Source organism: Candidatus Avelusimicrobium fimicolum (assembly GCF_021632165.1).
In the GTDB taxonomy this organism is placed as follows: Bacteria; Elusimicrobiota; Elusimicrobia; order Elusimicrobiales; family Elusimicrobiaceae; genus Avelusimicrobium; species Avelusimicrobium fimicola.
In genome coordinates this window covers 13,666-36,598 of the sequence record NZ_JAJWTS010000010.1, presented here as the reverse complement: position 1 = coordinate 36,598, position 22,933 = coordinate 13,666, and the positions used below count along the sequence as shown (strand labels likewise).

Sequence of the window (22,933 nt, the reverse complement as noted above, 5' to 3'; positions counted from 1 at the left end):
TGTAAGCGGGGCTTTTGCTGCTAAATGTAACTTTTGTGTTTGGGCCCTATTGGCATAGTTTTAGGCGCAGGGCAAACCTCCGGTTTTTGTTCTTGCTCAACGCGTGGTTCTGCCAAAATGATTTTATAGGTACAATGGGCCTCTATATAATTTTTTAAGGCATTAGGTGTTTTATAATTAGGATTCGCTTGGAGAAGATCCTCTTTTGTTAGGCTAAACCACAGCGGAAGTTTTTTATTTTTCCAATTTTCACGGGATTGGTGAGTTTCTTCTTCTGTTTGGTCAAGCGATTGTTTAAAGGTAGTACCACGGGTTACTTGTTCTTGTAAACGGGCGTCCTCTTGGTATTGTTGTTGGTCATTGGTAATGGCGTATTGTTCCCCTTTTAAAAAGCGCGTTTCGTAGTCTTTCTCAACGGCCTGGTCTATTGGATCCGTAGGAAATAACGCAATATGGGCAAAATCCTTGCATTTAAGCAGTGTTGGCAGATCATTGGAATAGGTGTTATTTAAATGGCCGCTGCCAGCATATACCAAAATCAGATCGTAAAGGGGTTCTGCCGCTTTTATTCGTCTGGCCCATTGGTAATTGCGTTCCAAAACCCCAAACGGGGATATCCCAATAAATTGATATGCGGAAGCCCACCGGGTATATAAGGCATCACATCCTTTATCCTTTAAAAGGGGCAGTTTGTCTTGTGGCGTTACCCAAACGATATATTTACCATTTTTTACAGCAATATTTTTTTCATAGGCCATATAAATAATATCATCCAAAGCCAGTTGGTCTATCTTCAATTTGTCGGCTGCTTGGGTTACTTCCGGATAACCAGAAGATAGTTCAGAATTTTGGCCCGGTTTTTTAAGCAAAGAATCATTACTTTCTCCCATCCAACTTAAAAACTCTTGGGCGAGTAAAATTTTGGCATTGGGGCGCGCGTTGCGGGCGGCCTTCAAAATATTAATTACTTCTTGCGGGGCGGATTTAGTGTCGTGAGAGATGTTCTCTGAAATAAAAATATATTTGTGCGTAAAGGCGTGCGAATAGTCTGGCACGGAATTCTTATATTCTATTTGTGGTAAAACCATATTAGGATTTTCTTTTAGTTGCAATTCTAGGGCTTTTGCCTCCAATCGGGTGGATGCTAATAAGCGCTCTTTTGCCTTTTCATTTAAACGCAAAAACTCCTGCCAAGAAATAACCTTTAATAGGTTTCTATCCGTTTCTTGGCGTAGGATTCTCTGCATCTCTAAATCTTGATTAGTTTTATGGGTGCGGATAGATATTTGGAGCCGTTTGTCCAAATCCGCGTTTTTACCACGTTGTCCCCACACCGGGGCGAGGATAAACAAAAAAGCAAATAAAAAGGTAATTAATTTTTTCATATTTATACTATAAGGTTTTTACCTGCAAAACACAAGGGCCAAAAGGCCTAAATTCCCCTGGGTCCGGTCCTCTTTATTTTCAGGCGAAAAAAAGGTATCCTGTATTATATATCTCTATTGGAGGGGTTATGTCTGATATTCCCGTTTTAGAACGTGTTTTATTTTCGCAGGAACAACTCGCGGCTCGCTGTGCAGAACTGGGCCGCCAAATCTCCGCCGACTACCGCGGTAAACAGCCGTTATTCGTAGGTATTTTGCGCGGGTGCATTTTATTCTATTCCGATTTGATGAAGAACATCAGCGTAGATTGCAATATGGATTTTATGTGTTTATCTTCTTATGCGGGCGGAACGGCCAGCACGGGCCAAGTGCGCACGATGTTGGATTTGCGTGAAAGCATTAAAGGTCGCCACGTCGTTATCGTAGAAGATATTGTAGATACCGGGCTTACCTTGGATTACTTGCTCGGCAATTTAAAAAACCGCGGCGCGGCCAGCATTGAAATTTGCTGTCTGTTGGATAAACCTTGCAACCGCAAGGCGGATGTCCACCCCAAATACATTGGTTTTACCGTGGGTGATGAATTTGTGATTGGGTACGGATTAGATTATAACGAACTGTACCGCAACTTGCCGTATATTGGAGTATTTAGAAAATAATGAAGAATAATAAGCGTCCGAACAACCGCCGGATTGTATCCGTCGGTCAAATTGTAGGCTGGTTGGCTATTTTTGCGCTGGCCGTGTTGTTGTTTAATAAACAGGGCCCCAAGCAGGCGGAATTAGACTATTCCGACTTTAAAAACAAAGTAGCCGCAGCCGAAGTGTCGGACTTGACGGTGGCCCCGGGTGTTATCTCCGGGATGTATAAAAAGCAGGACGGGCAGTTCGCTCCCTTTAAAACGGTGCGTATGGAAGACCCGGACCTAGTGAACCAATTATCCGCCGCCAAAATTAAATACAAAGCCGAAAAGGACAACAGTTGGTTGGGCAATATTCTGTTCAATGTGTTGTGGATTGTACTTTTAATTGGCTTATGGTGGTTTATTTTTCTCCGTCCGCAAAGAAATGACGGCAAAAGCGCCCTTAACTTTGCGCGCTCCAAAGCCAAAATGCAGGACCCTTCCCAGCAGACCGTAACCTTTAAAGATGTGGCCGGTTGCGACGAAGCCAAGGAAGAATTGGAAGACGTTATTAAATTCTTAAAGAACCCCAAAAAATTCCAGCGTTTAGGTGGAAAACTGCCCAAAGGCGTGCTTTTGTATGGGGCGCCCGGAACGGGGAAAACTTTACTGGCAAAAGCCGTAGCGGGAGAAGCGGGAGTGGCTTTCTTCTCCGCGTCTGCTTCGGAATTTGTGGAAATGTTTGTAGGTGTGGGCGCGGCGCGCGTGCGTGATTTGTTTGACCAGGCCAAAAAGAACTCTCCTGCCATTATCTTTATTGACGAATTGGATGCCGTAGGCCGCCGCCGCTTTGCCGGTATTGGGGGCGGGCACGACGAACGCGAACAAACCTTAAACCAACTGTTAATTGAACTGGACGGCTTTGAAAGCAAACAAGGCATTATTTTAATGGCTTCCACCAACCGCCCGGACGTGCTGGACCCGGCCTTAATCCGCCCCGGCCGTTTTGACAGACATATTTCCGTTCCCGCACCGGATTTAAAAGGCCGTGAGGAAATTTTAAAAGTTCACGCCAAAAAAGTAAAATTGGGCCAGGATGTAGATTTGAAAGTTGTAGCCAAAGGAACCCCCGGCTTTGTAGGGGCCGATTTGGCAAACGTCATTAACGAGGCTGCTATTTTGGCCGCGCGTGCGGACGAAGAGGCTGTAACTTCTGCCGATATGGACGAAGCCATTGAACGCGTAATTGCAGGGCCGCAGAAAAAGAGCCGTATTATTTCCAAACACGAACAGCGTGTCATCGCCGCGCACGAGTGCGGACATACGTTAGTGGCGCGCTTGACGAACCACTCGGACCCGGTGCATAAGGTTACGATTATTCCCCGCGGCCAGGCTTTGGGCTACACCTTGCAACTGCCGTTGGAAGATAAATTTTTAACCAGCAAATCTGAACTGTTGGATAAACTGTGTATTTTGCTTGCCGGACGTGCCGCCGAAGAAATTGTCTTTGGCGAAATCACCTCCGGAGCCAGCGATGACCTCAACAAAACAATGGCTTATGCCCGCAAAATGGTGGTGGAATTGGGTATGAGCGAAAAATTGGGGCCGATTGCCTTGCCAAACGGCGACGACGGCGAAGTCTTTTTAGGCCGCGACCTTTCGCGCCACAAAACATATTCCGAAGAACTCGCTCGCACCATTGATGAGGAAATATTAGATTTGATTAAATCGTCCTATGCCCGCGCAAAAGAAATTATTTCTTCCCACCGCGTGGCATTTGATAAATTGGTAGAAACCCTGCTTGCCAAAGAAGTGGTGGACGCCAAGGAAATTGACGAAATTTTGGGCTTGAAACCCGTTGCGAAGGAGGATGCTTCGCCCAAGCCCGCAGAGCAAGAACCCGTAAAAGAGGAACCGAAGGCGCCGAAAGCCGAAAAGCCGGAGGCTCAACAGGCGGAACTCTTTTAGGGCGTTTAAACTTTGTAGCGGGACTAACCGCGCCGGGGCCGCTGTGCGCCCGCCGGTGCAAAAGGAAGTGTATATGGGAAAGTATTTTGGAACCGACGGGGTTCGTGCCGTAGCAGGCCAGTTTCCGTTGGTGGATGATTTCATCCAAAAATTGGGCTATGCCGCCTTGCGTGAGTTGCAGGAATATGCAAAGAACGAGCATTTAAAGCCCCAAGTCATTATCGCGCAGGATTCCCGCGCCTCCGGCCCGGCTATTTTGGCCGCCTTGGAAAAAGGTATCCGCGCCAGCGGGGCGGATGTTATTAGCGTAGGTATTGCGCCGACTCCTTGTGTGGCGTACCTCGTTAAAAAAACTGGCAGCCTGTGCGGGGTAGTTATTTCCGCAAGCCACAACCCGGCTGAATTTAACGGTATCAAATTTTTTACTAATCACGGCACAAAACTCCCCGAAGAATTGGAAAATGCCATTGAGGCCGAAATTGAATCTTTGCAGGATATTCCTTCCCCCAAAGGAGCCCTCAAAGAAGATGTATCCTTGGTTAAAGAATATGAAAAATTTTTGATGTCCACGGTGGATGCTTCTTTATTAGAAGGAACCAAAGTGGTGTTGGATTGTGCTAACGGCGCAAGTTCCAAGGTTGCCGTAAATGTTTTTGCGGGTCTTGGTATGGACGTTGTCGTAACCGCTGCCAAGCCGGACGGAACCAACATTAATAAAAATGTGGGTGCATTACACACGCAGTTTATGCAGGAATTAACCCAAAAGGAAAAAGCCTTTGTCGGGTTTAGTTTTGACGGCGATGCCGACCGCGTGATAGCGTCCGATGAAAAGGGCCGCCAGTTGGACGGTGATAATATTATTGCCGCCTCCGCTCTGTGCTTAAAAAAAGAAGGCCGCTTGAACAATAACAAAGCCGTTTTGACCATTATGGCTAACTTGGGGTGCATTAACTATTTAAAGGAAAACGGTGTAGAAGTGGAACTGACAACCGTTGGGGATAAATACGTTTCCGAAGCGTTGGAAAAAGGTGATTTGTCCGTAGGCGGAGAAACCTCCGGGCATATTATCTTCCGCCACTTTGCCAACACGGGCGACGGTATTCTGTCTGCTTTACAATTTTTACAATTTGTCAAAAAATCGGGCAAACCCGTCAGTTGGTTTGCCGACCAATGGTCCAAATACCCCAGCCAATTAACGGCTGTGCCGGTAACGGCGAAGCCCCCGTTAGATTCTTTGCCCGGCTTTTTGTCCGGTGTGTCCGAAATAGAAAAAACAATGAACGGCCAAGGCCGCGTCATTGTACGGTACAGCGGGACGGAGCCTAAACTGCGTATTTTGGTAGAGGGGAAAGAAATTTCTGTCGTCAACCGGGTAATGCAGGAAGTGGAAGCCCTTTATAAACAAAAAACGGAGGCGTGCAAATGAGTTTAAAGTTAGGTGTAAATATTGACCATATCGCCACCTTGCGCCAGGCGCGCCGTGCCGCGTGGCCGGACCCGGTGGATGCCGCTGCCGTATGCCTGGAAACAGGGGCCGATTTTATTGTGGTGCATTTACGCAAAGACGAGCGCCATATTAACGAGAAGGACCTGGCTCTGCTGTGCAAAACTTTTCCGGGCAAAATCCATTTGGAATGCTCCTATACGCCGGAACTGGAAAAGGCCGCGTTAAAATACAAGCCTTATTCGGTGTGTATCGTGCCGGAAGAACCGGGCGAAGTAACCACCACTGGCGGTTTGAAATTTACCCCTCAGGTAAAAGCGCGTTTGCTTGAAATGATTGAACGGCTGCATAAAAAGGGTATTTTGGTAAGCCTTTTTGTCAGCCCGGATGCCGCTTCTGTCCGCACCGCAGCCAAATTGGGCGCGGATATTGTAGAACTGTGCACCCGCGATTACAGCGAAGCCACTACCGCCAAACAAACGCAAAAATTATTGCAGGATTTGGCCCTTTCCACCTTGCTTGCCAAAGAATTAGGGTTGGAAGTACACGCCGGACACGGCCTGGATTACCACAATGTGCTGGCGGTAGCCGATATTGGCGGGATGTCCTGTATGAACATTGGCTTTTCCATTGTTACGCGCTCCGTTTTTGCGGGGTTGCCTGCTGCGGTAAGCGAGATGAAGGAACTTTTATAGGAGCGTATTATGTGCGGAATTATCGGCTATGTAGGTAATAATAACTGCGTACCTTATATTATTGACGGTTTGAAAAAATTGGAATACCGCGGATACGACTCTGCCGGCTTGGCCGTATTGCAAAACGGCAATTTGGTTACGGTCCGCGCCGTAGGCAAAGTGGCTGAACTGGAAAAAGCCACGCTGATTGCCAATCCCAAGGGCACTACGGGTATCGGGCATACGCGTTGGGCCACCCACGGCAAGCCCAGCGAGGAGAATTCCCACCCGCATACTGATTGCACCGGTGATATCGTTGTGGTACATAACGGAATTATTGAAAACTATTTAACCCTGCGTGCCAAACTGGAAGCGCGCGGCCACCGCTTTAAAAGCGAAACAGATACCGAAGTAATAGCCCATTTAATTGAGGAAAATTTACTGCACGTCCGGGCTTCTCACGACCAAGACCGCTTGTTGAAAGCCGTTCAAAAAACGAATAAAGAAATTTCCGGTGCGTATGCTTACGGAGTAATGTGGGCGCGCACGCCGGGGTTGTTGATTGGGGTAAAAAAACAAAGCCCGATGGTTGTTGGCGTGGGAAAGGACGAAAACTTTTTAGCCTCTGATGTGCCCGCTTTTTTAAAACATACGAATAAAGTTTTGTTTTTGGAAGAAGGGGATGTGGCCGTTCTGCACGTTGACGGGGTAACTGTATTGGATAAAGACGGCAAAGAAAAAAAAGTAAAACCCGTTAAGATTTCGTGGGACCAAAAAACTGCCGAAAAAGGCGGCTATGCCCACTTTATGTTAAAGGAAATTTACGATCAACCCCAAGCCATTGAAGACACCTTGCGTACCGCGCGCACGGACTTTGGCAAAATATTAGGCTTGGATACCGATGGATTGCGTCAACTGCGTAATATTCATATTATTGCCTGCGGTACGGCTTATCACGCGGGTCTGGTCGGGAAATACTATATTGAACAGTTAGCCGGAATTCCAGTAAGCGTGGACTTGGCTAGCGAATATAAATACCGCACCGTTCCGCAATTGCCGAACACCTTGGCGATTGCTATCAGCCAATCCGGCGAAACGGCGGACACTATCGGGGCTGTTAAAAAAGCCAAAGAATTAGGTTTCCGCACATTAGCCATTTGTAATGTGCTGGGGTCGTCTCTTACGCGCACTTGCGACAGTACCTTCTTTACACATTGCGGGCCGGAAATCAGCGTGGCTTCCACCAAAGCCTTTACCAGCCAAATTACATCTATGTATGCGTTGGCTGCTTTCTTGGGGCAGGCCAACGGCAATTTGAGCCAGACTGCTTTTGAAAAGTTATATAAGGAACTGTTAGCACTTTCCAAGGATATGGGCGAAGCCGTCAAATTGGAATATGAGGTGCGCCATTTAACCCGCAAAATCTATAAGGCGGACCGCTTTATCTTTTTGGGCCGCAATGTCAATTTTCCCATTGCGTTGGAAGGGGCGCTTAAATTAAAAGAAGTTTCTTACCGCAGTGCGGAAGGTTTTGCGGCGGGAGAAATTAAGCACGGGCCGATATCCATTATTGATAAAGGCACACCTGTTATCGTTTTAATGCCGCACGATGCGTTGTTTGAAAAAATGCTTTCTGCCTGTCAAGAGTGCCGCGCGCGGGGTGCTTTTGTGGTGGCGGTTACCACCAAGGCCGGAGCCAAAATGGCTGCGGACGTGGCGGACCAAGTGTTTATTGTCCCGCAAACAAACGAGTTGTTGCAGCCGGTGTTGGATGTGGTTCCTCTCCAATTTTTGGCCTATTGGATTGCCAAACGGTTGGGGTGCGATATTGACCAACCGCGCAATTTGGCTAAAAGTGTAACGGTGGAATAATGCAGATAATCGGCTTGGGCACAGATATCGTAGAAGTAAAACGGATAGAAATCTTGGCCCAAAAGCCGGGGGCCTTATCCCGCCTGTTTACACAGCACGAACTTGATTATTCTTTGGCGCGCAAAAACAAGTACGAGCATTTAGCCGTGCGTTTTGCCGCCAAAGAAGCCGTTTTTAAGGCGCTCCCGTTTGCGGAAATTGCGTTTAAAAATATCCAAGTCAGTAATTTGGAAAACGGTTGCCCGCAAGTAACGGTGGCGGACGAACGGGCCAAAGATTTGATGATTTTAATTTCGCTCACGCATACCAAAGAATATGCGTTGGCAACGGCGGTGGTGCAAAAATGAACTTAATTACGCCGGAACAAATCCGTTCGTGGCTTCCCGCCCGCCCCCAACAGGCCCATAAAGGTTCCTTTGGTCGGGTGCTGGTGGTAGCCGGGTCGCGCACTATGTGCGGTGCGGGCTATTTATGCGCCAAAAGCGCGCTTTTGGCCGGGGCGGGGCTGGTGTTTTTGGCACTTCCCAAAAGTATGCAGCCTGCTTTTGCCGCCGCTTTGCCGGAAGTAATTACACTCCCAATGCCGGAAACCGAAGACGGCTTGCTTTCCGCCGACGGGCTTTATGAACTGACTGATTTTACGGCGTGCCAAAAACCTTCTTTGGTTGTATTGGGGCCGGGGATGGGAGAAAGCCCTCTTATTATTCCGTTTTTGCAAACTTGTAATTTACCATTAGTGGCTGATGCGGATGCGTTAAACGCGCTTTCCAAAGACCCTGCCTGGACCATTTGGTGGCCTAAGAACCGCCCCTGTATTTTTACGCCTCATCCGGGGGAAATGGCGCGTTTACTGCGCTCCCGTATAGCCTCCACCGCAGAGGAGCGCGTAACCCAGGTGGAAGATTTACAGCAAAAGACGTCCGGGGTTTGCCTGTTAAAAGGGCCGCAAACTTTGGTCTGCGGAGCGGAGCAAACTTATCAAAACACTACGGGAGGCCCGTCTCTTGCTAAGGCGGGTTCGGGTGATGTGTTGGCCGGTGTGATAGCCGGGTTGTGGGCGCAGGCAGGTTCGCAAAAAGGATTTTTAAATACGGCTTTACCGGCTGCCTGCTGTGGTGTATATTTGCACGGATTAGCCGGAGATTTGGCCGCGCGCAAACGGACGGATTACGGCGTATTGGCGCGGGATACGGCCGCGTATGTGCCGGAAGCATTTGGCGAAATTTTAAAATAAGGAGGACGTATGAGTCCCGTATTAACTGTTATCGTAAGTATTGTCGGTGCCTTGGCGCTGCTCGCGCTGTTTACCGTTTGGTTCTGCGTGCATTGTGCCAAGAAAGTTTTACATCCCACATCCAAGCGCAAGCCGTTGGATGCGTGGCCGGACCAATATGGGCTGCCTTATGAAAATGTATATTTTAAAACCGAGGACAAGGTGCAGTTGCGCGGGTGGTTTATTCCAAGTGCCCAATATTCCAATAAAACAATTATTTTAATGCACGGTTGGGGAATGAACCGCGCGGATATTTTAAAGAATACTTATTTTCTGCACGATTTGGGTTTTAACTTGTTTTACTTTGACTTCCGCGCGCTGGGGGAAAGCGGCGGCAAAACGAGTTCTATCGGTTATTTGGAAATTAAAGATGCGGCGGCGGCTATCCGCTTTTTAAAGGAAACGCGTCCGCAGTTTTGCGAAAAAATCGCCCTCTACGGTTTATCAATGGGCGGTATGGTGGCTATTTGCGAAGCCGCCCGCAATCCCGAAGTGGCCTGTGTAGTGGCGGAAGCCTCTTATTATTCGTTCCGCCGCGTGGTGTCCCGTTGGGCGTGGGTGCATAATAAGGTGCCCTATTTCCCTATTATCCCGATTATTTTGCATTATATCCGCAAGAATTTGGGTGTAAATCCGGAGCGGTACAGCCCCAAATACAATATACCTAAAATTGCCCCGCGCCCTGTGTTTATTATCCACGGACGGTATGATAATTTGGTCCCGGCGGCACAGGCCAAAATGCTGTTTAAAAAAGCAGGCGACCCCAAGGAAATTTGGCTCGTGCCCGGGGCGCGCCACAACAAATGCGCCGAGGTGGGCGGCTTTGAATACAAACAGCGCCTGGCTGATTTTTTCCGACAGTATTTATAATTTTATACCCGCCCGGTGGCGGGTAACTTTTGTAAGGAGTTTATATGAAGCAGTTGGTGATTTTTGATTTGGACGGTACTCTTTTAAATACCATTGCGGACTTGGCTGCCGCAGCCAATCACGCCTTGGCAGCGCTGGGACTTCCCGTGCGCTCGCAAACGGAGTGCCAAAGTTTTGTGGGAAACGGAGTGGGCAAATTGTTGGAGCGCGCTTTGCCGGAGGGGTGCAAAACCCCGGAGTATATGGCTAAAATCCGCCCGGTCTTTTTTGAATATTACGATAAACATTTGGCTGATAATACGCTCCCTTATACGGGTATGGCGGAGTTGTTATCTTCCCTGCAAAAACGCGGCATCAAATTGGCGGTGGCGTCCAACAAATACCAAAGCGCCACGGAGCGTTTGGTAAAATATTTCTTCCCGGAAATTCATTTTACGGCGGTTTTGGGCCAGCGCGAGGGCATACCTGTAAAGCCGGACCCGACCATTGTAAACGATATTTTGTTTGCGGCGGGTTGCGCGCGCGAAGATGTGTTGTATGTGGGCGATTCGGACGTGGATATGCAGACCGCCAAAAATGCGGGTGTCCGCGTTTGCGGAGTGTTGTGGGGCTTCCGTACGCGCGGGGTTCTGGCCGGATATCAGCCGGACTACCTGACCGAAAATCCCCAAGAAATTTTAGATATGGTGATGTAGCCCTTTGTTTTACACGGCATAAAAAACTCCGCAGGTTGAAATCTGCGGAGTTTTTTGTGGCCTATTTTTGGCGTGCAATTAATAGATAATGGCTTTCGTTTGGTGGAGTTATCTCCCGGAAAGTTTGTCGGCCCGCAGGGTTATGGAAAGTGTTGTTCTAACATTAGAGGTCATTCTGCACTTGGTTCAGAATTACCTTATGGGTAGTGGTTGTTATTTAAAAGGACATACTGGAAGGTTTGTCGGCGCGGAGTGTTCCAGAGTCTATTCCTTGTTTTATAACAACAGATCCTGGACTACGACATTCCAGGATGACGACAACAACTAACTACCCAATCAGTAGATCCTGAAATCTATCAATAGACCCCGTACAGAAACACTACGGGGTGCCGCCTAGCGGTATGGGCGGCAATTTGGGATGACGGCAAAAAATGTTGTTTTTGTCTTTGTCGTTTCGCCGTTTATTGTAAAGGGGTTGTTTCGTTTTTTTTTTTGTTAAAATTTTGATATTCCGCGTTGGTTGTACCCGGATGTATCCGCTGTATAAAAATGCGTATAAAAGGCTGTTTTGCCCAAATATAAAGGTTTTAATAGGAGAAAAAATGAAAGGGTTTGATAAAAATTGGCGTTTTTTGCCGTCATCCCCGACTACTGCACTCGGGAATGACAACAAAAACAACAACGGCAACGACAGATCCCGTATAAAGACACTATGGGATGACGACTATATGAAAAAAGAAGGTCATCCTGAATTTAGTTCAGGATCTACATCGTGGGTTGTTAGCCGTGGCTTTACCCTTATAGAATTATTAGTAGTTGTCCTCATTATTGGTATTTTGGCGGGGGCGGCGTTACCACAATACCAGCGTGCCGTGCACAAAGCGCGCCTGACCAATGCTCTGCAAATTGCGTTTAATATCCGCAAGGCCCAGGAAATTTATTATTTAGCCAATGGAACCTATACCGGGGATTTGTATTCGTTGGATATTGATTATTCCAAAAGCGGTTGCACTATTTCCACTCCCCCTGACACCAGTATAATGAACTGCAAAAATACCATTTTTGATAACATTGTGGGTCCTGTCGGCAATCCGATAGGGCATAGAGTTTCTTTTGATTATTCTTCTGATAAAATTGTTAAGGTAGATGTTTATTTTGAACACTCTTCCAAGCCCAACCAAATTGAGTGTACGGGAAAAACCGACGAGGGCGTAGCCTTGTGCAAGAGCCTTAATTTATAAATTTTGGGCAATTTGTTTTAGGTATTTTTCAGCGTGTAGTTGCGCACAAGTTTCGTCTGGGGCGAAGTCGGTTAGCACTGCTATTTGCTGGGGGACGAGTTTTTGGCGGACAAGAGCCTTTTCATCCAGTTTTCCGCAAATAAAGAGAACGGGTTTTTTATATTTGTGCGCCAGTTGGAGTACCGCCAGAGGGGCTTTTCCGTAAAAAGTTTGCTTGTCTAATTTTCCCTCACTGGTAATAATAAGGTCCGCCCACGGAAAAAATTTTTCCAACCCCGCTTTTTGAAACAAAAAATCTGCCCCTAAAATTAATTGCGCACCGAAACAGGAGTATAGCCCTGATGCAATGGCGCCGGCCGCGGCGGTACTGGCGGCACGGGCGGGATTTGTTGCCCCTGCCGCAGCAAGAGCCTTGGCCCACGCGTCCATTGCTTTATCCAGCACTTTGACCTGTTCGGGAGATGCTCCTTTCTGTGGGCCGAAAACCTTGGCTGAACTTTTGGGGCCTAACAATGGGTTGGTGACGTCGGCTACGCCGTATATTTTTACGCCCGCAAAATTTTTCTGTAAGGCCGACAAATCTATGCGTTTTACGCGCAAAAGAGGTTCGGCTCCCAGCGGAAGTTCCTCCCCGTTTTTGTCATATAATTTTGCACCGCACGCTGCGGACATACCGGCGCCGCCGTCGTTGCAGGCTACTCCTCCTAACCCTACATAAATAATTTTTGCACCGGATTGGACGGCTTTGGACAACACCTGTCCTACACCGAAAGAGGACGCACCCAACGGGTCCAGTTCCTCTTTTTTTGCTCTGCCTAAACCGCAAACCCGGGCGGTTTCCACCACAGCAGTTTTTTTATCGGAAAGCAGTAAAAAAGAAGTCTTTTGATTTTTTAAGAAAGCATTTTTGGCGGTTAGTGAAATGGTTTTGGCGTGCGGGTCCAAGGTTTTAAAAAAATCTATAAATCCGTCCCCGCCGTCCGATACCGGGAGCGCGCGCACCTCGTGCTTTTTTTGCAAAGTACGCGTCAGTATTTGCGCCGCTTTTACTGCGCTTAAAGACCCTTTAAACGCGTTAGGCAAAACAAGAATTTTCATTAAAATTTCCAACTGAATTGCGCTTGTATCACCGTATTGGAGGCGGCAGAGTTTTTCAGTTCGCCGCTGCGTGGGGCAAATATTTGGCGCGCTTCTAAGCCGAGCATAATATCGTCCACCCACGTTTCCACGCCCACACCTGCGCCGCCTGCAAAGCCGTTTGATTTAATGGAGTTGCTTTGCATTTCGCCGCGGTAGTTTAAGGTCAGCATTTCATACATAGCCGAAGCGGTTACATAAAAAACAAAGCGGCTGTTGGGATTTAAATAATAGTTGGCGGTGGCGCCTAACGTAAGAATTTGTCCGCTGGTTCTTACGGTCGGGTCAGGGTAAGAAGGCTCGCGCCCGGCGGACATGTCCGCCGCGTTGGCGGCTTGTACGGCAGGGTCTTTGTCTGCAAAGGAAGCATTGGCTATATTAGCAATACCCAAAACAGGACCCGCCCACAAATTGCTCTCTTTTACGCGCCATAAAAATTTGCTGGATACTGCCGCACTTGTGCCGCCTACATCAATAGAATCGTCTTGTGCGTCGTCGCCGTCGCGGGCGGAATTATCCAGTTTTAAATCAAGCGGCATTGCCCCCGCCTGAATAGCAAAATATTTGGAAAAATCTTTTTCGCGCGGTTTATCCGCCGTTTTTACTGCCGGCTGAACTACTTTCTTTTTATTTAATTCTTCCTTAGCCGCTTTGGCAAAATCTGTTTGGCTGACAGCGCCTGTTTTTACCCCTTTTATAAAGGCTTCTTCGTCCGTCAGCAATTTGGGTGCGGCTTGGGTAACAGTGGCGGAAGGCGTAACAACGGAGCCGTTGACAACAGTGGCCTTTTGCGCGGCAAACACTTGGTCAATGTCGGAGTCAAACGTAAGTCCTCCGGCGGCTTCCACTACGGGGGTTGCACCTTTGGCGGCGGCCGCTTGTTTGGCTTCCTCTTTGGCCTGCTGGACTTGCTGTGTTTTTTCTACAAATTCTTTTTGAGCGTTTTGTCCGCGGTCGTAATCGTAGGCTTCAATAGATACAATTTGCGGCATATCCACGTTTACGGTGGCGCCGTCGTCGGTTTGTAATTTGAGGTTAAATTCGTCTAAGTCTAAAATCACGCCGACCAACTGGGTGCCGCCTTTTAAAATAATGCGGTGTTTGTCGGGTAAGATTTGTTCAATTTCGCGTTGGTTTAAGGTAATGGTACCAAACGAGGTAGCCAAATTAAGCGTATATTCGGTTTGGGATAAAATAGACCCGCTGATAAATTCCCCGGACTTCATTTTAATCGTTTCGGCTTGCACGGCGCAGGCCAGGCACAATAAACATAAAACGGCAAATACGCTTTTTTTCATACAACCTCGCTCACATAAAAAAGGCGGTACGCCAAGGCGCACCGCCGGATAAGTTATTTGGATTCTTCTTCCACAACGTCGGCGATATGCTCTTCTTCGGCGGGTGCTTCGTGAGAGCAGCAGCACGGCGCTACGGCACTTTTGATTTTGCGCAGCACTTTTAACACTTTGGCTACGGTCAAAAAGCCTACGGCGGCGGCTAAATCGCTGGCGACATAGAACGCGGCGGCAAGCCACATTTCACTGCCGGAAAGTTGCGGATGCGAGAAAATAGCATACGCTTGAAAAACAGCATAAACAAGTGCCAAATAAAAGAGTACCAGGAACAACACGGACAAGCCTTTCAAGCACAGCCAGTTGTGCGGAAACCATTTGGCACATTTGCAGCAATTAGACATAATGTATCTCCTTTTATGAGGGGAGCATTTACCCCCAACACATATATTGTATCAAAAGAACACGCCCCCGGCGATATTCCTTCTATCCGCTAATTTACCTTTTTGTGCGGTCGTGCGCAAGAAGGAAATTCGGGCTATTTTGTAAGTGCTTTTTGGGTGTCGTCCAATACCTGTAAACCCAAAATAAAAAAGCGTATGCCCGCGCAGGCCAACGCGGCTTGCAGGGCGGCTAATCCGTAAATACGGCGCATCGGCGCGGACGCGGCGGCCAAATCTCCGGCCGGAGCAAAAAAAGTGCCCGCCCAACACACCGCCGCATATAGGCCGATAGCCAAGGTTAAATAAAACACCACTAAAAAGAAACGCCGCAAGCCGTTTAATTCCACCCAGTTGTGTGGCAAATAGGCGGTAATTTTATTAAAAGCGTTTTGCATTTTTAAGCAACTCCTCTGCGTGTGAAAAAGCGGCTGAATTTTTATCTGCATTTCCGCCAAGCATACGGGCAATTTCCGCGGTAAGGTTTTCGCCTTGCAGGGGCATAATGGTTACCTCGGTGGAATTTTTATCCGCTTTTTTGGTTACGTGAAAGTTATGGTCTGCCTGTGCGGCTACTTGCGCCAGGTGCGTTACGCAGAGCACTTGGCGGCCTTGGGCGGCTTGGTGGAGTTTTTCGCCCACGAGCCAGCCCGTTTCTCCGCCTATGCCAGCATCTACTTCATCAAATACCATTACCGGCACGGTAGGAGCCAACACGGTTTTAAGGCCCAACATTACGCGGGAGATTTCTCCGCCGGAAGCAATATTTTTTAGCGGACGAAGGGCTTGCCCGGGGTTGGGGGAAAATAAAAATTCCACTTTATCGGCCCCCGTCGGACCTAGGTTTTCTTCGTCCATTTCTACCGCGGCGGAAAAGCGCACCGCATTAAAGCCCAGCGGACGGATTTGCTCCGTAAGCAGGGCGGATAATTTTTGCGCAGCGGCAAAGCGCTTTTCGTGTAAGGCGGCGGCTAATTTAAGCAAGGCTTTTTTGCCTTTTTCCAGTTCCGCCAAAAGTTCCTGTTCGTGTTCTGCGGAGTTTTGCAAATTGTTAATGCGTTCGCGCAGTTCGTCCGCCGTTTTTAACACGTCGCCTATTTCCGGACCGTATTTGGCCTTTAACCGTTTGATTTTTTCGTGGCGTTCCAACATTTTATCCAAGGCATCAGGCTCTAAATTAATGTCATCTTTGTATGAGCCAAGCGTGTCTGCCACGTCCTCTAACGTAACGAGTGCGTTGTTTAAATCGGCGGCAAGCGCGGATAAATTTTCATCTAATTCCGCCATACTTTCCAGTTCGCGTGCGGCTTTGCCCGCGCGGGCGGTGGCAGAATCTTCTGCATCGTACAGTTCGTGATAGGCTTCGCTCGCCATTTCCAACAGCCGACCGGCGTGTTTCATTTTGGGTAAGGTTTGCTCTAATTGTGCATCTTCTTCTGCCGAAGGATTAACCGCCTCTATTTCTTGTAATTGGTAGCGGCTCATATCTAAGAGTTGTTCTTTTTCTTGCGCGCTTAAACGGGCGGAGTCCAACTTGGCCTGTACGGCTTGTACTTGGCGGTAGGCATTTTCCACTTGCTTAACAAGCGCATCGTGTTTGGCAAATTTATCTAAAAGTAATAAATGTACGGACGGATGAAGTAAACTCTGGTGTTCGTGTTGTCCGTGAAAATCCACCAACGCGCGCCCGATTTTGGCAAGCGCGGAAACTGTTACCGCACGCCCGTCGGCCCAGGCTTTGTTTTTTCCTTTTTTGTCCAGTTCGCGCTTTAAGGTAAAAACGTCGCCCGCAATCTGAAATTCCTTGCGTAAATCTTCCGGCAGCATATCGCTGGAAAAGATGGCGGTAACGCACATCTTGTCGGCGCCGTCTTTAATAACAGATACATCCCCGCGTGCGCCTAAGGCAAAACCCAGGGCTTCAATTACAATAGATTTTCCGGCACCTGTTTCACCGGAAAAAACATTTAAGCCGGGTGCAAAGTCCAATGTTAAATCGGAAATAATGGCAAAATTTTGTACGCGCAGACGCGAAAGCATTAGCGGTTCCCCCAATTCAGTTTACGGTTTAAAATAGAAAAAAATCCGCGTTCCTTCGGGCACAGCAGTTTTGCCCGTACGGGGCTGCGGGTAATTTCCAATTTGGCGCCGGGCGGCAAGGATAAATTAATTTGTCCGTCAATGCTGGCCAGGGCGCGGCTGGTTTCCTGTTTGAAAGTGGGCGCGAGTGTGAGCGTGGCATTACCTGGCAAAATAAGCGGACGTTGGTTAAGGGTGTGCGGACAAATAGGCGTAACTAAAAGCACATCAACTTCGGGTTCAATAATCGGGCCGCCCGCCGCCAGCGAATAGGCTGTGGAGCCGGTAGGAGTGGAAACAATCACTCCGTCTCCGAAATAAGACGGAATTTTTATTCCGTTAAAAGCGGCTTGTGTCAAAAAAGAACGCGGCTCGGCGGCACGCAACACACAATCGTTAAATGCCAGAAACTCTTGCACCTGCCCGTCTTGGTCCAACAAACGGGTTTGGAGCATAAAGCGTTCGTTGAGCGCACATTTTCCGTCCAGTAACTGCTGTAAAGAATTTTTAAAATCGTTTTTTTCGCACGCGGCCAAAAAGCCCAATGTCCCGCAGTTAATGCCAAAAATCGGGATATGCAGCGGCGCGGCGGCGCGGGCACAGCAAAGCATAGTGCCGTCTCCGCCCATACTTACGAGCAAATCGGCCGGGTGTTCCGCCAATTCATCAAGCGACGTAATAACACGCACCGCCAAGCCTTTTTGGGCCAAATAATCCCGTACCTCCTGCGCCAGCGGTGCGACGGAGGTTTTGCGGATGTTGTAAAAAACGGCTGCGGAGCGGAATTGCATTACTTTTATTTTAGCAAAAAACAAATAACCCTTTTTAGACTTACCGCACGCAGGCCCCACTAGACCAAAATGATATAATATACATATAAGGTAAAAGAAAGGGGGCCTACTATGTGGGACTATACGGAAAAAGTAATGGATCATTTTAAAAATCCGCGCAACGTGGGAGCCATTCCCAACGCCGACGGTACGGGCCAAGTCGGCAGCCTGGTGTGCGGGGACGCCCTCAAATTGACGATTAAAGTTAACAAGGATACGGACGTAATTGAAGACGCTAAGTTTGAAACTTTTGGCTGCGCCAGTGCGATTGCCTCCTCCTCTATTTTGACGGAAATGGTCAAGGGCAAAACGATTGCCGAAGCGTCCAAAATCACTAACCAGGATATTGCGGACGCGCTGGGCACTTTGCCCGCCGAAAAGATGCACTGCTCGGTAATGGGGATGGAAGCCTTAGAGGCCGCCGTTAAGAGTTACCGCCAAGGCGGGAAAGCCGTGGTGTTTGAACAGCAGTCGGAAAAGATTGTCTGCCATTGTTTTAACGTGTCGGAAGAAACGATTATCAAGGCTATCCGCGCCAACCACTTAAAAACGGTGGATGATGTAACCCACTTTACCAAAGCGGGCGGCGGTTGTGGACGTTGCAAAGGCGAAATCCAAAAGATTTTAGATAAAGTAAACGGAGCCAATGAAACCTCAAACGCGCCGAAAACTTTTGCACAAATGACACTTGTGGAAAAAATTAGAAAAATTGAACAAGTGTTGGAAATCGACGTCCGCCCGATGCTAAATATGGACGGCGGTTCTGCTGAACTGGTGGACGTAAACGGCACGGTGGTCAAGGTCCGCTTGGTGGGTATGTGCAGCGGGTGCGCCGGTGCGGCGGGGACGCTCAAACATGTTATTGAAAAAGCCTTGCAAGAAAAAGTGGACCCTTCTTTGACGGTGGAACAGGCTTAATATGAAAGTGATTTATTTGGATAATAACGCCACAACCCAATGCACTCCCGAAGTAGTGGAAGCGATGCTTCCTTATTTTAGCGAGAAATACGGCAACGCATCCAGCATGCATACTTTTGGCGGCAGCAACCGCCACGTGATTGATGCTTCCCGCAAGCAAATGGCTGAATTTTTGGGTGCCGCGTACGCGGACGAAATTATTTTTACATCTTGCGCGACGGAAAGCGACAATACGGCTATTTTTTCCGCGGTGCGTTCTTTCCCGGGGAAGAAACATATTATTACCTCGGCTGTGGAACACCCGGCCATTATGGAGCCGTGCCGCTATTTGGAAGCGCAGGGCTACCGCGTGGATTACATTGGCGTAGATGAATTTGGCCGCTTTAATATGGACCAATTTAAAAAAGCCATTGACGGAGATACCGCTATCGTTTCCGTAATGTTTGCCAACAGCGAAACGGGAACCATTTTCCCAATTAAAGAAATTGCCCAAATCGCGCACGAGAACGGGGCTATTTTTCATACGGACGCTGTACAGGCGGTGGGTAAAATTCCGGTTGATGTGCAATATTTAGGTGTAGATATGCTATCCTTATCTGCCCACAAATTTCACGGGCCTAAGGGTATTGGCGTGCTTTATGTGCGCCGCGGCACCCGGTTTATGCCCTATTTAATGGGCGGACACCAGGAAAAACAACGCCGCGCCGGCACGGAAAATGTACCGTACATTGTGGGAATTGCTAAGGCGGCGGAACTCGCTCAAAAGCGTTTTGCGGACGGTGTTCCCGCCAAAATTTCCGCCTTGCGTGATAAATTGGAGCAGGGCATTTTAGCCGCTATCCCGGATGTAAAGGTAAACGGAGACGTATCCAACCGCGTGCCGAACACCACCAATATCAGTTTTGGCTATATTGAAGGCGAATCTATTTTGATGTATCTTAATGATTTTGGCATTTGTGCATCTTCGGGCTCGGCCTGCACCTCCGGCTCGTTGGAGCCGTCGCACGTTTTGCGTGCAATGGGGGTGCCGTTCCAGTTTGCGCACGGTTCTATCCGTTTTTCGCTCTCGGACCAAACGACAGAAAACGATATTAACCTGGTGCTAAAAGAGTTGCCGCCCATTATTGAACGGCTGCGTAAAATTTCGCCGTTTTCGCGCTTTGCCGCTTAAATAAACTGCTCCCTAGGGGAGCAGTTTATTTATGTAGGAGAGTCAAATGAAAAAACTGTTGCTAATTTTATTACTGTTATTTCCATTAGTTGTTTCCTCCAAAACCTTAGTTATCTTTCATACGAGCGATACTCACGGTTTTTTTTATCCCCAAAATAAAATAGGCGGTTTTGCCGCTTTAAAAAATGTGATCAACCACGAGAAAAAACCGTTTCTTCTGTTGGACAGCGGGGACTTTGCCAATGGTACGGCAGAAGCCAAATTCTCCCGAGGGGCCAAGGCCGTGCAACTGATGAACGCCGTGGGGTATAGTGCCGTTACTATCGGCAACCATGAATTTGATTTTAAGGATGCTGGGATTACCGCATTAATCCAAGAGTCTAAATTCTCTATTTTGGCGGCTAACTTGCGCGAAAAAGCAACGGGACTCTTGCCCGCAGGCGTACAGGCTGCACGCGTGTTTAATGTGGACGGTATAAAGGTGGCGGTTATCGGACTAGCCAATAATCACCCCTCACAGCCCACGCAAAAATATACTTTTATTAAACCGCTTACGGCTCTGTCTAAAGCCTTGCGAGAAGTGGAAAAACAAGATCCTGCCGTGCTAATCGTGATTGTGCATGATTCTTTTGTGGATTACCAACACGATATTTTGCCCTATATGGGGCAAATTGCCAAGCATTTCCCCGGGCGGGTGCAGGTGGTGTTAGGCGGGCACGCGCATAAAATAGTCAACGAATATTTAGAAAGCACCTTGTATGTGGAAAGCGGGGCGCACTTGGAAGCAGTTTCCAAAATCACGGTGAACGTGGACGACGAAACAGGTAAATTTTTATCCGCCCAAGCGAAGTTAATCTCCTTAAATGTGGACGAGGTGGGACAAGATAAAACCGTTGCTAAACTGGCCGAAGAATTGCGGGAGCCGGGGCTTGATAACGAGGTTGCGGTGATTACCAAACGCCTGTCCAAAAAGCCGATTTTACCTAATACGTTAGACGGCGAACTGGACGATTGGTTAGCAGATGAAGGACGTAAAATAACCAAAACGGAAATTTTTATTCACAATACAGGTGGTACTCGTATGGATTTGTTGCCCGGGTCGCTGACTCGCCGCCAACTGATTGATTTATTTCCTTTTAACGATGTTTTAATATCTATGGAAGTGCCGGGTTATACTCTCAAAAAGTTTATTAAATCTGGGCTTGTGCCGTGGAATAAATACGCTTATTCCGGCATAACAGTTTCTTTTGATAAAATTGGTCCTAACCGTGTAAAAAATTTACAAATAAAGATAAACGGCAAACCGCTTGAAAAGCGTCAAATCTATCGCGTGGGGACGAACTCTTATATTGCCAGACAGGCATTGTTTATGGATTTGCCCCAAAAACAGGTTGGCAACCAAAAGGTCAGCCAATTAATTGAGCAAGCGCTATCGTCCGGCGAGTTATTTACGCCCCCGACCGGCAGGATTACCTATCGGCAAAAATAAGAGCAACTTGAACACATCCCGTCGTTTTTGTTAGGATAAATTATCTGCTTTTAAGGAGGTTTCCAATGAAAAAAACTTGGCTTTTGCTGTTTGCGGCAATGTTGTTGCCCGTAGCCTTACTGGCTAAAACGACTACGATTTATCATACCAGCGACGTGCACGGCTTTTTCTTTCCGCGCAACGGACAGGGCGGTTTTGCCGCGTTAGAAGCCGTGCTGAAAAAAGGCCCGCAAAATTATTTGCTGTTGGACAGCGGGGACTTTGCCAACGGCACGGTGGAAACCCGTAACTCCAAAGGCTTAAAGGCGGTGCAAATTATGAACCGTATGGGTTACGACGCGGCCACTATCGGAAACCACGAATTTGACTTTAAAGATGCCGCGGTTGCGCCTATTTTAGCTAATGCACAGTTTGCTATTTTGGCCGCCAACTTTTTTGATAAATCTACGGGCAAATATCCTGCCACTGTACAACCCTATAAAATTTTTGATGTAAATGGCATTAAAGTAGCCGTTATTGGTTTGGCGAACAGGACTCCCACTACTCCGGCTAAGTCTTATTTTTACGGAAAACCGTTTGATGCTTTGGAAAAAGCCTTAAAGGAAGTAGAAGCCCAACAGCCCAATTTTGTGGTGGTTATCGTGCACGATTCGTTTAAAGACGAAAAACACGGGGTGGCCTCCTATGTAGGGGAAATTGCCAAGCGTTTTGAAGGCCGCGTGCAGGTGGTGTTGGGCGGGCACGCGCACAACATTTTGCAAAACAAATATGTAAACGGTACGTTATTTGTAGAAAGCGGTTGCTATTTAAATAACGTAAGCCGTATTACCGTGGAAACGGACGACAAAACGGGCAAGGTGCTATCTGCCAAGTCCGAACTGGTTCCGCTTATCATAGCCGAAACGGGCGAGGATAAAGCGATGAAGGAATATGTTGATTCCTTGCGTGAACCTGGGGTGGATGAGGTAGTCGGCGAAGCCAAGGAAACCTTGTCCAAACTTCCGTTATCCAAGGACCGCCAGGATTCCCCGCTTAACGACTGGATTGCCGACTTACTCCGCAATTATTCCGGTGCGCAGATTGCCGTGCACAACAACGGCGGCACGCGCGTGGACCTTAAAAAGGGGGAAGTAACAAAACGCGATTTGATTGAAATTCATCCGTTTGATAATACGGTTACGTTGGTAACGGTAGACGGTAAATTTTTAAAGAAATTTGTAAAAAAGGGTTTTGCCCCGCGCAGTTTATATACTTATTCCGGGTTGACGATTACTTATAAACAAACAAAACGCGGAAAGGTGAAAGACCTGAAACTGTTTATAGACGGAAAACCCGTAGAAAACAACAAGAAATATACGTTGGTTACCAATTCTTATATTGCCGGTGGCGGGAGCGAAGGCTGGATGTTTAAGCAAATTCCGGCGGAAAACAAAAAATTAGCCGGAAATAAAACTATCCGCGATTTAATGGAAGACGCCCTTAAAAAGGGGCCGGTAACTGCCCCCGAAACCGGGAGAATTATCAAACGCTGAT

Annotated in this window: 21 protein-coding genes; 14 read left to right on the top strand and 7 right to left on the bottom strand. The window is 47.8% G+C overall.

Going from position 1 to position 22,933, the window contains the following annotated elements; all coding sequences use genetic code 11:
• Nucleotides 1-20 precede the first annotated feature (20 nt).
• Nucleotides 21-1,385 (bottom strand): hypothetical protein, encoded by a 1,365-nt coding sequence (locus tag ACQY2K_RS05015; RefSeq protein WP_428040976.1) that lies wholly within the window; start codon nt 1,383-1,385, stop codon nt 21-23.
• A gap of 128 nt (nt 1,386-1,513) precedes the next feature.
• Between ACQY2K_RS05015 and hpt the strand changes: the two genes are divergently transcribed.
• The 10 genes from hpt (at nt 1,514) to ACQY2K_RS04965 (ending at nt 12,044) form a co-directional block, all read left to right on the top strand.
• Nucleotides 1,514-2,044 (top strand): hypoxanthine phosphoribosyltransferase, encoded by a 531-nt coding sequence (gene hpt / locus ACQY2K_RS05010; RefSeq protein ID WP_177746582.1) that lies wholly within the window; start codon nt 1,514-1,516, stop codon nt 2,042-2,044.
• Nucleotides 2,044-3,975 (top strand): ATP-dependent zinc metalloprotease FtsH, encoded by a 1,932-nt coding sequence (gene ftsH, locus ACQY2K_RS05005; RefSeq protein ID WP_428039377.1) that lies wholly within the window; start codon nt 2,044-2,046, stop codon nt 3,973-3,975. The genes hpt and ftsH overlap by 1 nt, the downstream gene beginning before the upstream one ends.
• 73 nt (nt 3,976-4,048) lie before the next feature.
• Nucleotides 4,049-5,401 carry a phosphoglucosamine mutase gene (gene glmM, locus ACQY2K_RS05000; protein ID WP_428040975.1) on the top strand — a complete coding sequence of 451 codons (1,353 nt, stop codon included), beginning with the start codon at nt 4,049-4,051 and terminating at the stop codon, nt 5,399-5,401.
• Complete coding sequence (locus ACQY2K_RS04995; RefSeq protein WP_428039375.1) at nt 5,398-6,114, top strand: pyridoxine 5'-phosphate synthase; 717 nt, start codon at nt 5,398-5,400, stop codon at nt 6,112-6,114. The genes glmM and ACQY2K_RS04995 overlap by 4 nt, the downstream gene beginning before the upstream one ends.
• Before the next feature lie 9 nt (nt 6,115-6,123).
• A complete protein-coding gene (glmS, locus tag ACQY2K_RS04990; protein WP_428040974.1) occupies nt 6,124-7,965 on the top strand; it encodes a glutamine--fructose-6-phosphate transaminase (isomerizing) in 1,842 nt (613 codons plus the stop codon).
• Nucleotides 7,965-8,312 carry a holo-ACP synthase gene (acpS, locus tag ACQY2K_RS04985; RefSeq protein ID WP_428040973.1) on the top strand — a complete coding sequence of 116 codons (348 nt, stop codon included), beginning with the start codon at nt 7,965-7,967 and terminating at the stop codon, nt 8,310-8,312. Before glmS ends, acpS begins: the two co-directional genes overlap by 1 nt.
• Nucleotides 8,309-9,199, top strand: coding sequence for an NAD(P)H-hydrate dehydratase (locus tag ACQY2K_RS04980; RefSeq protein WP_428040972.1), 891 nt, complete (start codon nt 8,309-8,311; stop codon nt 9,197-9,199). The genes acpS and ACQY2K_RS04980 overlap by 4 nt, the downstream gene beginning before the upstream one ends.
• A gap of 9 nt (nt 9,200-9,208) precedes the next feature.
• Nucleotides 9,209-10,108, top strand: a complete 900-nt coding sequence (locus ACQY2K_RS04975) for an alpha/beta fold hydrolase (protein WP_177746567.1) — start codon at nt 9,209-9,211, stop codon at nt 10,106-10,108.
• Nucleotides 10,109-10,152: 44 nt separating this feature from the next.
• On the top strand, nt 10,153-10,803 hold the full coding sequence (locus ACQY2K_RS04970) for an HAD family hydrolase (protein WP_428040971.1): 651 nt from the start codon (nt 10,153-10,155) through the stop codon (nt 10,801-10,803).
• A gap of 602 nt (nt 10,804-11,405) precedes the next feature.
• Nucleotides 11,406-12,044 carry a type IV pilin protein gene (locus ACQY2K_RS04965; RefSeq protein ID WP_428040970.1) on the top strand — a complete coding sequence of 213 codons (639 nt, stop codon included), beginning with the start codon at nt 11,406-11,408 and terminating at the stop codon, nt 12,042-12,044.
• On the opposite strand, the gene ACQY2K_RS04960 is transcribed toward ACQY2K_RS04965, so the two are convergent.
• The 6 genes from ACQY2K_RS04960 to ACQY2K_RS04935 all read right to left on the bottom strand — a co-directional run bounded on the left by ACQY2K_RS04960 (nt 12,039) and on the right by ACQY2K_RS04935 (nt 17,783).
• Nucleotides 12,039-13,142: a glycerate kinase gene (locus tag ACQY2K_RS04960; RefSeq protein WP_428040969.1), complete on the bottom strand. Its 1,104-nt coding sequence runs from the start codon at nt 13,140-13,142 to the stop codon at nt 12,039-12,041. The two genes, ACQY2K_RS04965 and ACQY2K_RS04960, sit on opposite strands and share 6 nt — an antisense overlap.
• On the bottom strand, nt 13,142-14,479 hold the full coding sequence (locus ACQY2K_RS04955; RefSeq protein WP_428040968.1) for an outer membrane beta-barrel protein: 1,338 nt from the start codon (nt 14,477-14,479) through the stop codon (nt 13,142-13,144). Before ACQY2K_RS04955 ends, ACQY2K_RS04960 begins: the two co-directional genes overlap by 1 nt.
• Before the next feature lie 53 nt (nt 14,480-14,532).
• Entirely contained in the window at nt 14,533-14,877 is a 345-nt protein-coding gene (locus tag ACQY2K_RS04950) for a hypothetical protein (RefSeq protein ID WP_177746557.1), read from the bottom strand.
• 134 nt (nt 14,878-15,011) lie between these two features.
• Nucleotides 15,012-15,311 (bottom strand): hypothetical protein, encoded by a 300-nt coding sequence (locus ACQY2K_RS04945; protein ID WP_177746555.1) that lies wholly within the window; start codon nt 15,309-15,311, stop codon nt 15,012-15,014.
• Complete coding sequence (gene recN, locus ACQY2K_RS04940; protein ID WP_428040967.1) at nt 15,295-16,953, bottom strand: DNA repair protein RecN; 1,659 nt, start codon at nt 16,951-16,953, stop codon at nt 15,295-15,297. Before recN ends, ACQY2K_RS04945 begins: the two co-directional genes overlap by 17 nt.
• The gene (locus tag ACQY2K_RS04935; protein WP_428040966.1) at nt 16,953-17,783 is read right to left on the bottom strand and encodes an NAD(+)/NADH kinase; all 831 of its coding nucleotides are present in this window, start codon (nt 17,781-17,783) and stop codon (nt 16,953-16,955) included. Before ACQY2K_RS04935 ends, recN begins: the two co-directional genes overlap by 1 nt.
• Nucleotides 17,784-17,894: 111 nt before the next feature.
• On the opposite strand from ACQY2K_RS04935, the gene nifU reads away from it, so the two are divergent.
• From nifU to ACQY2K_RS04915, 4 genes are all read left to right on the top strand, one after another.
• Nucleotides 17,895-18,740 (top strand): Fe-S cluster assembly protein NifU, encoded by an 846-nt coding sequence (nifU, locus tag ACQY2K_RS04930; RefSeq protein WP_428040965.1) that lies wholly within the window; start codon nt 17,895-17,897, stop codon nt 18,738-18,740.
• 1 nt (nt 18,741) lies between these two features.
• Complete coding sequence (gene nifS, locus ACQY2K_RS04925; RefSeq protein WP_428040964.1) at nt 18,742-19,911, top strand: cysteine desulfurase NifS; 1,170 nt, start codon at nt 18,742-18,744, stop codon at nt 19,909-19,911.
• A gap of 46 nt (nt 19,912-19,957) precedes the next feature.
• On the top strand, nt 19,958-21,400 hold the full coding sequence (locus tag ACQY2K_RS04920) for a bifunctional metallophosphatase/5'-nucleotidase (protein WP_428040963.1): 1,443 nt from the start codon (nt 19,958-19,960) through the stop codon (nt 21,398-21,400).
• Nucleotides 21,401-21,465: 65 nt separating this feature from the next.
• Nucleotides 21,466-22,932 (top strand): bifunctional metallophosphatase/5'-nucleotidase, encoded by a 1,467-nt coding sequence (locus ACQY2K_RS04915; protein WP_428040962.1) that lies wholly within the window; start codon nt 21,466-21,468, stop codon nt 22,930-22,932.
• Nucleotide 22,933 lies beyond the last annotated feature (1 nt).

Coding starts and splice junctions, on each gene's coding strand:
- hpt (WP_177746582.1), top strand. CDS start 1,514: ATGTCTGATATTCCCGTTTTAGAACGTGTTTTATTTTCGCAGGAACAA.
- ACQY2K_RS05015 (WP_428040976.1), bottom strand. CDS start 1,385: ATGAAAAAATTAATTACCTTTTTATTTGCTTTTTTGTTTATCCTCGCC.
- ACQY2K_RS04965 (WP_428040970.1), top strand. CDS start 11,406: ATGAAAGGGTTTGATAAAAATTGGCGTTTTTTGCCGTCATCCCCGACT.
- ACQY2K_RS04920 (WP_428040963.1), top strand. CDS start 19,958: ATGAAAAAACTGTTGCTAATTTTATTACTGTTATTTCCATTAGTTGTT.
- ACQY2K_RS04960 (WP_428040969.1), bottom strand. CDS start 13,142: ATGAAAATTCTTGTTTTGCCTAACGCGTTTAAAGGGTCTTTAAGCGCA.
- recN (WP_428040967.1), bottom strand. CDS start 16,953: ATGCTTTCGCGTCTGCGCGTACAAAATTTTGCCATTATTTCCGATTTA.
- nifS (WP_428040964.1), top strand. CDS start 18,742: ATGAAAGTGATTTATTTGGATAATAACGCCACAACCCAATGCACTCCC.
- ACQY2K_RS04955 (WP_428040968.1), bottom strand. CDS start 14,479: ATGAAAAAAAGCGTATTTGCCGTTTTATGTTTATTGTGCCTGGCCTGC.
- acpS (WP_428040973.1), top strand. CDS start 7,965: ATGCAGATAATCGGCTTGGGCACAGATATCGTAGAAGTAAAACGGATA.
- ACQY2K_RS04945 (WP_177746555.1), bottom strand. CDS start 15,311: ATGCAAAACGCTTTTAATAAAATTACCGCCTATTTGCCACACAACTGG.
- glmM (WP_428040975.1), top strand. CDS start 4,049: ATGGGAAAGTATTTTGGAACCGACGGGGTTCGTGCCGTAGCAGGCCAG.
- ACQY2K_RS04975 (WP_177746567.1), top strand. CDS start 9,209: ATGAGTCCCGTATTAACTGTTATCGTAAGTATTGTCGGTGCCTTGGCG.
- ACQY2K_RS04980 (WP_428040972.1), top strand. CDS start 8,309: ATGAACTTAATTACGCCGGAACAAATCCGTTCGTGGCTTCCCGCCCGC.
- ACQY2K_RS04915 (WP_428040962.1), top strand. CDS start 21,466: ATGAAAAAAACTTGGCTTTTGCTGTTTGCGGCAATGTTGTTGCCCGTA.
- nifU (WP_428040965.1), top strand. CDS start 17,895: ATGTGGGACTATACGGAAAAAGTAATGGATCATTTTAAAAATCCGCGC.
- glmS (WP_428040974.1), top strand. CDS start 6,124: ATGTGCGGAATTATCGGCTATGTAGGTAATAATAACTGCGTACCTTAT.
- ACQY2K_RS04950 (WP_177746557.1), bottom strand. CDS start 14,877: ATGTCTAATTGCTGCAAATGTGCCAAATGGTTTCCGCACAACTGGCTG.
- ACQY2K_RS04995 (WP_428039375.1), top strand. CDS start 5,398: ATGAGTTTAAAGTTAGGTGTAAATATTGACCATATCGCCACCTTGCGC.
- ACQY2K_RS04970 (WP_428040971.1), top strand. CDS start 10,153: ATGAAGCAGTTGGTGATTTTTGATTTGGACGGTACTCTTTTAAATACC.
- ftsH (WP_428039377.1), top strand. CDS start 2,044: ATGAAGAATAATAAGCGTCCGAACAACCGCCGGATTGTATCCGTCGGT.
- ACQY2K_RS04935 (WP_428040966.1), bottom strand. CDS start 17,783: ATGCAATTCCGCTCCGCAGCCGTTTTTTACAACATCCGCAAAACCTCC.